This window comes from Paraburkholderia sp. A3BS-1L (assembly GCF_051125215.1).
Classification (GTDB): Bacteria; Pseudomonadota; Gammaproteobacteria; order Burkholderiales; family Burkholderiaceae; genus Paraburkholderia.
Window position 1 is genome coordinate 205,380 of the sequence record NZ_CP120444.1, and the last position, 12,424, is coordinate 217,803.

At 59.7% G+C, this 12,424-nt stretch carries 8 protein-coding genes and 3 pseudogenes; 7 read left to right on the plus strand and 4 right to left on the minus strand.

All coding sequences use genetic code 11. From position 1 onward, the window contains the following. Nucleotides 1–23: 23 nt before the first annotated feature. Nucleotides 24–332 (plus strand): annotated as a pseudogene (locus tag P5W99_RS26090) (MFS transporter); the annotation flags it as partial. A gap of 363 nt (nucleotides 333–695) precedes the next feature. On the opposite strand, the gene P5W99_RS26095 reads toward P5W99_RS26090, so the two are convergent. Beyond that, a complete protein-coding gene (locus tag P5W99_RS26095) occupies nucleotides 696–1,502 on the minus strand; it encodes an RMD1 family protein (RefSeq protein WP_434665041.1) in 807 nt (268 codons plus the stop codon). Nucleotides 1,503–1,716: 214 nt separating this feature from the next. Here P5W99_RS26095 and P5W99_RS26100 point away from each other — a divergent pair. Then, nucleotides 1,717–2,010 (plus strand): annotated as a pseudogene (locus P5W99_RS26100) (H-NS histone family protein). A gap of 307 nt (nucleotides 2,011–2,317) precedes the next feature. Here the strand turns inward: P5W99_RS26100 and P5W99_RS26105 are convergent. Continuing rightward, a pseudogene (locus tag P5W99_RS26105) lies at nucleotides 2,318–3,208 on the minus strand (tyrosine-type recombinase/integrase); the annotation flags it as partial. A 591-nt stretch (nucleotides 3,209–3,799) separates the two neighbouring features. On the opposite strand from P5W99_RS26105, the gene P5W99_RS26110 reads away from it, so the two are divergent. The 5 genes from P5W99_RS26110 (at nucleotide 3,800) to P5W99_RS26130 (ending at nucleotide 9,701) form a co-directional block, all read left to right on the plus strand. Further along, nucleotides 3,800–4,087, plus strand: a complete 288-nt coding sequence (locus P5W99_RS26110) for a helix-turn-helix domain-containing protein (RefSeq protein ID WP_434665043.1) — start codon at nucleotides 3,800–3,802, stop codon at nucleotides 4,085–4,087. Then, the gene (locus tag P5W99_RS26115) at nucleotides 4,077–5,366 is read left to right on the plus strand and encodes a HipA domain-containing protein (protein ID WP_434665046.1); all 1,290 of its coding nucleotides are present in this window, start codon (nucleotides 4,077–4,079) and stop codon (nucleotides 5,364–5,366) included. Before P5W99_RS26110 ends, P5W99_RS26115 begins: the two co-directional genes overlap by 11 nt. A gap of 714 nt (nucleotides 5,367–6,080) precedes the next feature. Further along, nucleotides 6,081–6,695, plus strand: coding sequence for a c-type cytochrome (locus P5W99_RS26120; protein WP_434665048.1), 615 nt, complete (start codon nucleotides 6,081–6,083; stop codon nucleotides 6,693–6,695). 176 nt (nucleotides 6,696–6,871) lie between these two features. Beyond that, nucleotides 6,872–8,263, plus strand: a complete 1,392-nt coding sequence (locus tag P5W99_RS26125) for a cytochrome C (RefSeq protein ID WP_421029092.1) — start codon at nucleotides 6,872–6,874, stop codon at nucleotides 8,261–8,263. A gap of 880 nt (nucleotides 8,264–9,143) precedes the next feature. After that, nucleotides 9,144–9,701 carry a hemerythrin domain-containing protein gene (locus P5W99_RS26130; protein ID WP_434665050.1) on the plus strand — a complete coding sequence of 186 codons (558 nt, stop codon included), beginning with the start codon at nucleotides 9,144–9,146 and terminating at the stop codon, nucleotides 9,699–9,701. A 386-nt stretch (nucleotides 9,702–10,087) separates the two neighbouring features. On the opposite strand, the gene P5W99_RS26135 is transcribed toward P5W99_RS26130, so the two are convergent. Both P5W99_RS26135 and P5W99_RS26140 read right to left on the minus strand, forming a co-directional pair. Next, nucleotides 10,088–10,399, minus strand: coding sequence for a high-potential iron-sulfur protein (locus P5W99_RS26135; RefSeq protein WP_434665052.1), 312 nt, complete (start codon nucleotides 10,397–10,399; stop codon nucleotides 10,088–10,090). A 367-nt stretch (nucleotides 10,400–10,766) separates the two neighbouring features. Beyond that, nucleotides 10,767–11,792: an Acg family FMN-binding oxidoreductase gene (locus P5W99_RS26140; protein WP_434665055.1), complete on the minus strand. Its 1,026-nt coding sequence runs from the start codon at nucleotides 11,790–11,792 to the stop codon at nucleotides 10,767–10,769. Nucleotides 11,793–12,424: the final 632 nt, after the last annotated feature.

Consider the following 12,424-nt stretch of genomic DNA (forward strand, 5'->3'; position numbering starts at 1 on the left):
GTGTCGTCGCAATCTGCCTCGCGATGATTCTCGCAGAAGGCTATGACGTCGCGATCTATGGCGCCGTGCTCCCCATGCTCACACACGGAACCGACTGGTCCTTGTTGCAGCTCCAGCTGGGCGCGATTGCAAGTTGCTCGCTCGCGGGCATGATGATTGGCGCGATGGGCGCCGGTACGTTGAGCGACATGGTCGGCCGGCGCCGGATGCTACTCGGCAGCGTCGCGCTGTTCTCAGCGATGACGGCCGCCGCCGCACTCGCGCCCACGCCCACGTGGCTTGTCGTGGCTCGGGTCGTGGGGGGCCTCGGGTTAGGTGGCGTGGTGCCTACCGCCGCTGCGCTCACGGTCGAGTACTCGTCGCCCGGGCGTCGTTTGCCAGGAATCGCCTGGTTGAGGCCCGATCGGTTGCGCAAGTACTCGGAATTCGACACCCGGCGCTCGACGCTCAGGTGGGTTACAGTCCAGGTCAACGCGCAGTGCACGCTTCGAGCGCGGATAGCCAGCGGAGCGCGGCGCCGGTGCGCTCGTTGTTCGACGCCTCCACCTTGCGTGCGGCGCACGACGGTGACCCGCTCGTCAATCAAGTATGCCGGGTTAATTTCAATTGCGAGTGCCGGCGAGGTCCGGACGTCTTCGCATTTGCCGGGCGCAAGGATTTTGCGGGCAGCGCGACGGCCGGCCACGCGAAAGCACTCAGAAAAAGAATTTACGCGCCAGGTCCGTCAAACCAATCACGATTTCAAGGGCAATAAGCCCTATGACATACCATTCGAGGCGGTGAACGTGCTTGGTCTCCGCGATTTCTGCCAATGTTTGCGCAGTTCCTGAAATTAGCTGCAGCTTGCGTTCAAGCGCGGCCTGTCGCTCGTGCAGTTCGTATTCGTCCTCCAATAGTGCATAGAGGCCGCCGAGCTCCGGGTGTTCCCAAAGGGTCTCCGGCTTGTCACCGATTTCAGCCCGGCCGACCATACGGTGTTCGATTAGGAGCATCCCGCCAATTTTTGAGAGTAGCGTTTTGGCGTCCGCGCTCACCTTTCCTGTTCTTGCCAGTTCCGATGCCAACGGAATGATGCTATCGAACTCGCTCGCGGTCTTGTCTTCGTACATCGACAGCACAAGGCTTTTGCTGAGGCTGTCCGCTATCACCTGAGCCTTTTCCAACGTCAGCGCATCGAACCAGACTGCACCGCCTTGTACCCCAACGTTCGTCTTGCCGCTCTGGATGGTGATTTCTTCGAGCTGAGGTCGCCCGTAGGCGTTGACCAGCAACTGAGCTAACGACGAGAGAAACCGTTGTTCATCACCAAGCGACACACCAAAAAGCACAACGACGCCGTACCTGAAAAGAACGGCGATGCCGTCAGCCCCCCCTACCGTTACCGTTAGCGGCGTTGTGGCGAGTGAATCGGTGATTTTGAAGTTCTTGAGTTCAATCCGGTCGGCGATGAGATGCGCACGCGCCTGTACCTGCGGAAGCGAACTGATGGCGAGATTCGACATTGGGTCACTTCAATTCGTTGAAGTCATCGAAAGTATACCGATGCGGGGGGCTGCTGGCTCACCAGCTTATCGGCGAAGTTCCTGAAGCCGAGGTTATCCATCAGCTTACGTCCATCGAGATAAATGGGGTGGACTTTGGCGGTCGGAATCGGACCGCGGGCTTGAACAGCGAGCGCGCCGTTCAAACCGTAGGCCTTGCAGAAGTCAGAGAGCCGTGGCAACTTACAGGGAACTCAAGGCGCAGTTGGCAGAACTTCAGTTCAGCAGACAGCCGCCCGTCAGGCAGAGTTTCAGATGGTTCTCGAAGATGTTCAGGCCAAGGTTGCAGAGGACGGCTTCACGGAGCAGGAGATTTTTGGCCGTCGTCGCGGTAGAAGTCAAACTGCGAAAAGTCTGTCGCCCGCAAAATATCGCGATCCCAAGAGGGGAGCAACGTGGTCGGCGAGGGGGCGGGCGCCCAACTGGATCAAGGACCAAAGACCGTGACCGGTTTCTGGCTTCGGAATGAGATATCGAGTTCGGCCTTTCGCTGGCTGCCGCGCATCACCGCGAAGCGAAGGTGAGCGTTTGCGGGAATGCTCCACAAATCAGCCTCGCGGAGTTTGTGGGTTGAGAACGGGAATAGCAGAAGGTACGACAACTCGAGCGCCCGGGTAGTACCATCCTCGATCGCATAGCGCTCACCGCTGGTCAGGGTCCGGATTCGTAGTCGATGGTCGACCTGAAACGGGGCAATTTTTTGGGTTCTGTCGCGATAAGGATGGCAGGGTGAGCAAGTCTCAATATGATTAGGATCGCTACATAACAAGTGAATAGAAGATGGCCTTGATAATGATGTGCAGCGCTGCGCGCGTGAGTGGCTTCATGGAGTGGCCTAGCGGCAGCGCGAGCGGCGTGTCCTCGCACGCAGCGGGCAACAGGGGTAGGCCGCGCGCGCTCCGCTAACGCCCCAGTTCCACCATCATCTCGTCAGATGCGGGCACCAACCGCTCCTTGTCGCCCTTGCCGGTGATCTCGATCCACCAGCGCTGGTGTCCATCGGCGTCGCGCCGGCAAAAGAAGCGGCACATGGTGTTGCCGCTGACCTCGGAGATGCGCAGGCCGCCCAGGTAAAGCAGGGTAAAGAGCCAGCGCACGCGCCAGTAGCGTTCGCGCTCGCGGTTCGTTTGACGGGGTAACGAGTTGATGTAGATCTTGACTTCCTGCCACAGGTCGCGCCCGAGGAAGCGCGTCAGCCGCGGCGATGCGCACCGCGTGCGCTGCCGTGAGAGCGACAGCGGGTTGCCGGCGAGGTAGCCCGCGCCGACGAGCCACGAAAACAGGGTGTTGATGATCACCAGGGCCTGGCGTTGGCTCGTCGCGGCGCGCGGCCGGTGGAACGGACGCCAGCAGCGTGGATCGCGCCGTGGGATCTTGCGCTCGCCCGCGACCCGGCGCCCGCACGGTTGCGGATCGGCGAGAAAGCGCTGGTACAGGAGCAGGTCCCCGTGCGTAAGCGATGACAGAGGCTTGCGGAGCTGGACGATTGACCAAAGCAGTAGTCGTTCGGCCTCTTTGCGGTAGTTTTCGAATGTGGTTTGCGTGCCGGCCGCGTGTGCAAGCCAGGCGCGCACGGCATCGAGGTCGTCATCGGCGGCGATCTGGCGGCGTCCGGTGGCGCGGTTCACGCCATTGCGGCCGTTGAGGTCGTCGGGTACTGCGAGCATGGTCCAGGGGGCGGGGCGTGATGAGGGCGGTTTCCATGGGAAGTTGGGTTGCCTCTGGCTACCACGCAGACTCAGCAATATCCGCACCTCACTCGCCACTGTCCAAGCCATCTTGAATCCAGCCCGAATTTTGTAAAAGGGTAATGTCAAGATTCGGTGGGCGAACAGATTGCCGCATCGTGGCAGTCCATGAAGTGATGCGTGGGCCGGCGGGGACGGCTATTTGGCCGGACATCGTATCGGTCATATCGACCTGTTGAGAGTCCTTGTCGGACCTTCGCGACCACTAGTAGGAAAACCAGCAGCGACATCGACATTGTGCGGATTCTCCGCTGCAGGTAAGGTGCGATCGGCGCCCTCCAGGTCGCTTTATTTCTCCGATCGAAATCGAGGGAGACTTGCTTGGTACCCAAACGGATGCCAACCGCCCTTACCCAGTGATCTTGGACTGAGATTCGTACCCGGTCGGATACGAGTTACTCGGAGCACGCCGACTAGATTATCCTTCGTACCCGAGCGGAACTTTTTCTGTAGGCATCAGCCGCCTTGCTGCTATGATGTACCCGGCCGGGTACGAACAGAAGGGCCATTGTGGATCAATCGGATTTCCCCATAACGGACGTTGAGGAGCTTGGCAACATTGTTCGCGCTGCACGCATCGCGCAGGGGCTCACGCGTGATGACCTGGTCAACGTCACGGGGCTGTCGCCCAAATTCATTACACATGTGGAGTCTGGAAAGCCGACAGCCCAGATAGGCAAGGTTTTCGTCTTGCTCTCCGAGCTGGGCATCATGCTCCGTGCTCAGACATCCGTCGCTATTTCGGCCAAGACAGCGGAGCAGGCCCGCCGCAAGCGTAGGAGCCCGAATGCCGAATAGGGAACTCGTAGCGTGGGCCAATGGCGAGCGCATGGGGGTCGTCGCGGACAACGACGACATCTGGTCGTTCACGTACGTCCCACAATGGCTCGCTGCCAAAAGCGCCTTCCCACTGTCGCCGGCGTTCCCGTTGCGGCAGGAGCCCTTTATCGACGGCTCAAGCAATCGTCCTGTGCAATGGTTCTTCGATAACCTGCTTCCCGAGGAGGGCCTGCGCCAAGCGCTCGCACGCGAGGCGAAAATTGATGGGAGCGATGCCTGGGGCCTCCTCGGTTACTACGGTCGGGAATCGGCTGGCGCGCTCACACTGCTCGCGCCCGACGAAAAAGAGCCTCCTGGCGCATTGCGGCCGCTGTCGTTTGCCGATCTTGAGGCGCGGATTATCGCGATGCCGCAACGGCCTTTGACCGCTGACGCGCCCAAACGCATGTCGGCGGCAGGGGCACAGCCCAAGCTCCTCGTAACGATGCGCGGCGAGCCGCCCGTCTGCGAGCTCTTTGAACCGGAAGGCAGTGAGCCCTCGATGCAACTGCTCAAGCCGGACGCACGCGCGGTAGGCTATCCCCACTCTGCGATAAACGAGTTCTTCTGTATGCGACTTGCGCGAGCCGTGGCACTGCCCGTACCCGCGACGCACTTCGTACGCGTCCCGACACCGTGCTACATCGACCGATTTGACCGGGATACGACGGCGCAGCCAACGCGCCGACTGCACCTCATTGATGCAGCGCAGTTGCTCAACTTCTCGAAGGACTACAAATACGACGGCGCCAACGCGCAGCGGCTGCGAGAGGCCATAGACAGAACAAGTACCCGGGCAAATACCCGACTGGAGATTTTCCGGTGGGTCGTCTTCAACGTGCTTGTCGGTAACGGCGACGCGCACCTGAAGAATCTTTCGTTTTTCGTGACGCCGCTCGGCTATACGCTGGCACCGTTCTACGACATCGTCAGCACGGCCGTGTACCACACCAGAACATATCAGCAGGAGCGCGCAGACCAGTGGCCGAACTGTGAATTGATCATGCAGGTAGGCGACGCCAGGCATTTTGCTGACATCTCAAGACAGAACATGTTGAAGCTGGCGGATGAACTCGGGCTCCCAGGAAGGGGCGCCGAACGCCTCCTTGACGGGATGCTAGAAGTGTTCCGTGCGCGCGTGGATGAGACATTCAACGCGGTCGTGAACATTGCGACGCCAGACGCGGGAGAGATGCGCCTGCTGAACTCAATACGCGCAATGCCGATTGCTGAGATGTCTCGGGCGCTCACTCACTGAGGCTTTTTCGACCCAATACGAGGGCTATGGCAGGTTGCAAACTGGAACGGCCATTCGTGCGGCGTCTCCGCCGGCAAGTAATCGGCCATTGCTGACGCTCAGGTGTCGCCCTTTGTGAGGCAGCTTAAGGTTGTACTCCCGTCAATCGAACCTCAACGACCGCGAATGTCGGGTCTCACTGGCAGCGGATGCGGACTTGCGACCCTGAACTGCCCTTCGACCGGGCGCAGGTCGACCGGTGGGTTCCAAAGGAACTACGGCCATTTGCTCCCCACCACCAGCCGGCTAACGTCTGGCCGCTGCGGTCGATCGCGGGGCACTGCATGGCATCTCGGCAAATGACTGCTTCCGTGGAAGCACTCTGCTAGTGCCCGGACCCACGAGGGAGATTCAGCCGGCGTTTGCGGCCGTCCGTTGAGCACACATGAGACGGTCGGGCAAATTTCGTTGCGCCCCGAAAACGAACAAGCTGAGCCCGTTTGGTGGGGAGTGCCATGCCAAAGCGCTTCACGCACCGGCCCGATCGTGATCGAGACACTCGGGACTCGCCACTGTAGTGCCGTCGCTTGTGACAAGAAAGCCGGACACGTCGCGTGTGTGGGACAACACGTCCGCCTTCAACTTTCCCTTTGTGTTGAGTTCAAAAATATCCTACGCTGCCCGAACGGGTTGACATCTTCCATCCGTTCGACTTGAAGACAACGTAGATAAAAAATGATCCTCGGTCCACGATTGCCCGTAATTGCGCTGCTTGCTGCAGCTGGCCTCACCTTTACACCAGCCCTCGCACAGAGCGAGGATGGCGCCCGCATTGCCATGCAGATTTGTTCCGGCTGCCATGGTGTAGGCGGGCGTAGCGAATCGCCGATGTTTCCGAAGCTCAATGCGCAGACCCCCGAATACATCGAAGCCCAGTTGAAAGGATTCCGCGAGCACGCGCGTGGTGAAAACACTGCCCGCGATTACATGTGGGGCATTGCCGCACTGCTGGACGACGCCGCTGTCCAGTCGCTGGCCGACTATTTCTCGCACCAGCCGGCAACGCGAGGCGCGAGTGGAGATGCCGCCTTGACGGCCAGGGGACAGGAAATCTTCGAACGTGGGGTGCCGGATAAGGGCGTGCCGGCTTGCGCAACATGTCACGGCGCGCAGGCCCAGGGAGCCGGCACATTCCCACGGCTGGCCGGGCAACACAAGGAGTATCTGTTGCATCAGATCGAGGTTTTCAAAAACGGTACGCGTGGCAATGCGCCAGTAATGAGCGCAGTGGCGCATACCTTGAATGACGAACAGGCTAAGGCCGTGGTGACCTACCTGCAATCCAAATAAGATATTCCCCGCATGACGGGGCGGCGGACTCTGAACAAGTTATTCCGTATGCCAGATGATCTTGATCAATGCGCCGTTGCCACGGCACAGCGAGATTCACTCATGGCTAAATGATTCGCCTTCGCTACCGATGCCGTCAAGGAAGAGTGCAAGGCGGCGACACCGCAGGGGGAAAAATGATCACGACGTCCGCTCTTGCCCGCGACCGAACATGCTGCTACCTGCTTCGCCGCGCCTGGATTGCTGTAGTGGCGGCACTTTGCCTGCTCCAGGCTTCTGCAGCCCATGCATTGCCCATATTCGCACGACAGACGGGGCAAAGTTGCGTGGCGTGTCACGCCGGCGGGCAATTTCCTGAACTGACTCCCTACGGGCGGTGGTTCAAGTTAAATGGCTACACCATCGGCAAGCGCACGATTCCGCTAGCAGCAATGGCCACTGCCGATCTGAGTAACACACGCAATAACCTCGACTCTAACGGGATGCCCATCAATCCCAAAAACGGCCTTCCAATGTTCGATTCGGCCAGCATCTTCCTCGCCGGGAAAATTACCGATCATATTGGCGGATTCGCTCAGTTCACATACTCGAATTACGATCACCAGAACGGTGACGGCCGGTGGCAGGGCCGCTGGGGGTCGGACAACACCGACTTCCGTTTTGTGGACAGTATCATCGGGGACACCAGCGACCTGATACTCGGCCTGACCGTGCACAACAATCCCACCGTGCAGGACGTGTGGAATAGCGCGCCGGCGTGGAGCTACCCCTACATTTCCTCAACGATTAGCCCGGTTGCCCGCATTGAGAACCTGCCAATTATCGACGGGGCACTGGCCCAACAGGTCGTAGGCACGGGCGCCTATATGTATTGGAACAAGACGATTTACGCGGAATTGACGGCGTACAGCACGGCAGATGGCATCTGGTCGTTCCTGAGCCATGGAAACAGTGCGGGCGACCCAGCTCACCCGCAGATCTATCTGCGCGGGTACAACCCATACGCGCGAATCGCCTTTACCCGTGACTGGGGTCCACATAGTGTCATGCTAGGCGCGTTCGGGTTTAACGTGAACGTCTATCCCAACGATGCAAACGATTTCCCGATATTCGTGCAGGGCGTAACCCGCTATCGGGATATTGGCGCGGACGCGCAGTATGAATACATCCTCGACCCGCATACGATTACCGCCCAGGCGCTCTATGTCAAAGAGAATATCCACGACCCGAACAATTTCGTTCTGGGCGACAGCACGTCGGGGAATCTGAACAGCCTGCGGCTTAAGGCGTCATACGTCTACCAGAACAAATACGGTATAAGCCTTTCATTCTTCAATACGACGGGTAGTTCTGATAGCGTCGCCTACGCCGGCAGCGCGAATTTCTCCCCCAATACGCAAGGCTGGACGCCTGAGATTTTTTGGATCCCGGTGCAATACCTTCGCATCGGCTTACAGTATACGCATTTCACCAAATATCTTGGCGCGAGCAGCAACTACGATGGTAACGGGCGCAACGCAAGTTCCAACGACACGCTGTTTCTATACTTGTGGGCTGCTTCCTGGTAATAGAGGTTTTGCTCCCGCACGTCGCGCGGTGCTAAACAACGTGGCCTTGACGAGTTCGGGACAAGCGGCAGCGTCAAGCGGTACTTGCATGAGGTGAAGTTGCGACTGCATAGCCCCCCGCCGTGTTTGGCGCACCAAGATACACGATCCGGTGGGGAATCGACGCTCGAATCTCCGATGGAAGAGCAGGGACAATGGCGGGAGTTAGTTGGCTGCAAGCCTCCGGAGAATTGATCGTAAGCGGGCGCACGAAGTGCGGTAACAATATCGAACTCCCATCGTTCGTCTGGGGGCTGCCATGAAGACCGAACAAACCCGTGAGGCGTGGAACAGCTGAGCGCGCAAACGCCGCGGTATCTGAGGTATCCGATGGCGCAGCTCAGGAATTTCCGCGAGCACGCGCGCGGGGAGACTGATGCGCGGGCCTGTGTGGCTATCGCTTCGCAGCTCGACGATGCCGCGATTGCGTCTCCGGCTGACTATTATTCACATCAGCAACGGGTACACGGGTGATGATTTGTTGATGGTGCATAACATCCGCTATTCAGGCGAACCTGTTCATGCATATGGAAATTCGAGATGTCGGCGCCAATCCGACCCGGTTGCGGCGTTGCCGCGCTTGCGCCGTGCCCCAGCATTTCTGGAGAGCCGGCCACTGTTGCACGGATGTCGCAAATTGCTCTCACTTTGATCCAAATCAATGTGTCGGCGTGCAACCAGGCACATGGTGTATCCAAGGTTGACTCGCATTCGAGCCGGCGAATTGCGGTTTTGTCTCGTTCCCGAAGTCCCGAAGGCAACCGGGACAGGATTTGTGACAGCGAGACGAGTAGGGGAGTAATCATGCAAGCCACCCATCATTTCTATGTTGAGCTGCGGCATGCAACCGTTCCGACCTACGTCGTCAGCTACGTGTTTCCCATCCTCCTGTTGCTGTACGAGATTCATCGGGTGGGCAGGTGGATCTACGACTACGGAATGCATTTCTCGAATTTCAGGTGCAGCATCGACCTGCTTCAACCCTCTATTCGGATCATTTCCTCCGGAAGACATTGCATATGCGCAGCTTTTAAAACGGGATCCCGAAATTCAACTGGTAGTGAACCGGCTTCTGCAGGAGCATCGCGTGATTGCCACGGCCGGAGAAGAACTCTTCAATCGCTTGAACGAAGCTGCGGGAGATGCCCTCGTACCGCGGGCGGCTCTCGAGGCAGCCACCGCTACATATCTTGTGTACTATCGTCACCACCTTTCGACAGAGGAGCGGGAAGTGATGCCCCGCGCCGCGCGGGTGTTGACCGAAGAAGACTGGGCTGCGGTCGCGGCGGCAGTGCCGAGCCTTGATCCCCTGTTCGGTGACAATGTAGTGGAACGCTTCGTCGCGTTACGCAGGAAGATCGCTCTTGATGCCCAAGGTCAGATGCAGGATGACACATAGGGAAATGCGGAGCGCGGAGGTCTGCGCAAAGCCGGCCAGATTGCACCCAGGATAACGCGACCGCGAGGAACGTGCAGCTTGGGCGGATTCCGCGCCGCATGCCTTGGCTGCGCAGCATTGCGGACTGCGCTGCCTCCTGTCGCGATAGTTCGGCCGAATTCAATTCGTTCTGCTCACTGGCTTCAAAAGCCGGAAATCTCAGATCGAACGCGGCATTGTTTTCGCGGGAGCGCCCCACGGCGGCGTCGCCAGTAGCTCGACCATCAGAGAGGAGGCCTGACGCATCTGCCTCAGCGTTGAACTCGCCAACGGGTTTTGCTTGCCCGCGACCTGGTCAGAAACTCCCCAGGCTGCGCCTGGTCAAGAGGTAACGCTGAAAGTTCCGTTCAGGGCTTCTTCATGTAAGCGCTGCACCACCCCCTGGCGCTGACCAGTTTTCCGGAAAACACCGTACAAGCTCCAGACGTATCCCCCGCCTTGCCCTGGTAGAACTGGCAATTCGAGCAAACTTGCCCGGCCTGATGTTTCGGATACTTGGCGGTGTCCACGTTCGCGCCGTCGGATTTGTAGCCGAGAGCCTGTGCCGTGGGGTCGCTCTCGGAGAGCTCCGGGGCAACGGCGCGTGCCCCGGTTTGGAGCACAGCCGTTGACGCGAGCGATGCGGCGACGATCAAGAAGTAACGGCGTGAGGTTTGCATCCTGCGCTCCTTGTCATGAGGTGTTACGGGACGCGGTGAGCAGCGACGATGCTCACCGTACCGCCATTTGAATAATTATCAGCATGTCAACCTCGCGCCATTTGATTTTCATCAACAGTCGGTACGGGAATCATCTCCACATCTGGAATCAATGCCGACAAAGCTGGCCATTAGCCATCAACATCCCCTCCCCGGTACTTTACTGAGAACTGCGTCTTCCTTTGTCGATGTGCGCTCGAGCACCTGACCTGTGTAAACGGCCTGCGCCTGAGCGCGGCTTCTTTTTTTGGCAACTGCGGCGACGCTGGTACCCGGGGTGAGGTGATGTTCCCGGGAGTGCCAGGGACTTTGTGGTGCACCCTGCTACTTACGAGATGACCTCGTGGAGCGGGCGCCGCAGCGTTGCCGCGTCGGGTATTCCGTGACCTATGAGCAGCAGAAACTGCGGCCAGGACGCATCCGGCAACCCGGTCAGCATGCCGAGTTGGGAGCGCAACTCCTGGATCTCGATCGGCTGGTTCAGATACGAGGTGCACAGGCCATTCAGGGTAGCGACCAACAACACCCGTTCGAGGGCCTGGCCCGTGGCGATCCAGGCCTGCACATCGTCGATGCCGGTCGCGAGGCACAGCAGGAGCGGCGAGCCCGCCGCCAGGTTGCGATGCATCGCGGCTATGCCGGCGCCAAAATCGAACGCCCGGATAGCCGGGGCCACAAGTGGTCTGGCAAATTCGAGGCGAGGGCCGAGCCCGGCTGCGCCGGGCGGCATGCCGTCGTTCGTGTGTCGAGGGTGGATCCATCTCGCGAGTTCCCGCCTGAACCGCGGGTTGGCGAACTGCTGCAAGTCGGCCTTTGCAACGAGGTCGGCGATCGCATTGCGCGACTCGGTCGCGCTCACGCATGCGACATCGACCCCCTCGGCATGTGCGGCCTCCATCAGGTGCTGTCCGATGGCTATCTCGACGGGCTCTGCGGAGAACGGATGTCGCGTGGTGACCCGCTCGGAAATCGCGCTCACGAGCCCGGCGAGTTCGGCCCCGGCAGTGCGCTCACGCAGCAGGTGCACGTCGGCGAGCAGATCGGGATCCGCGCTCGACGGGAAGAGCGTGATCGCGTAGCCCATGCCGAGGCTTGCAAGCGCTACACGCAGATTGAAGAGCGCAGCGCCACAACTGATGATGAGCTCGCGGTCGTACGGATCGACGACAGGCAGCGCGCGCAGCCGGTCCGCGCATAGCAGTATGCGATCCGTGCCGAGTATGAAATGCCACGGTTGGCTGTTGTAGCTCGACGGCGCGAGCGTCGCGCGGCGCAAGGCGAAGCGCACGGCGAACTTCTGCCCGTCCTCGTGTGCGCTACCTCTGGCGGCGCATGCGCCAGGCTCGTTGAGCATGGCCAGTTTCCTAATGTATGGGGTTCGCTCCGAGGCACAAAGGCGACGCCGTTGGGCGTCAGGCCCGACACTGTCATGGTCTCGGTCGCGGGCCCGGTATGCCTGCAGGCACGCGTTCATGCTGGCGCTGCGCCAAATACCGGCTCCTTGGGGAAGGCGAGCATCAGAAGCGCCCCGAAGTCCATGCCACGCATGACTGTCAGGAGGCCTCGGAGCGAGATTCTCATGACGGTGCGCCACGATGTTCAGGCAGCTCTTTCTTCTTTTCGCATAGTTATCCTGAAGCGCAGCGAGCTACTTTCTTTTGACGTGGGTCATGAGGAAGGCGCAAAGGGATAGGGGGTGGATTATTGGACGGAACCACGCGCCTGGCCAGGAAGCTGGGGGCCGCGATCTTGTGCCGCGTGCTTGCACGCGCAGGGGGAGTTCGGCGTCAATGATGCGCCGATCCTTAGCGATCGCCGATTGAGAGGGCACCTGCTCCACTTTTCGCAATCAGGCGGCGTCCGGGCCGCGTGCTACGCTTGGTGCCAGCGCCTGCGGCAGCTTCTTTCGATCGCGCAAGCGCGACACGGATCGGCGTCCGCGATGATCTGGGCGAGGTGCGCGTTGTGCGCGAGCAGACTGACCGG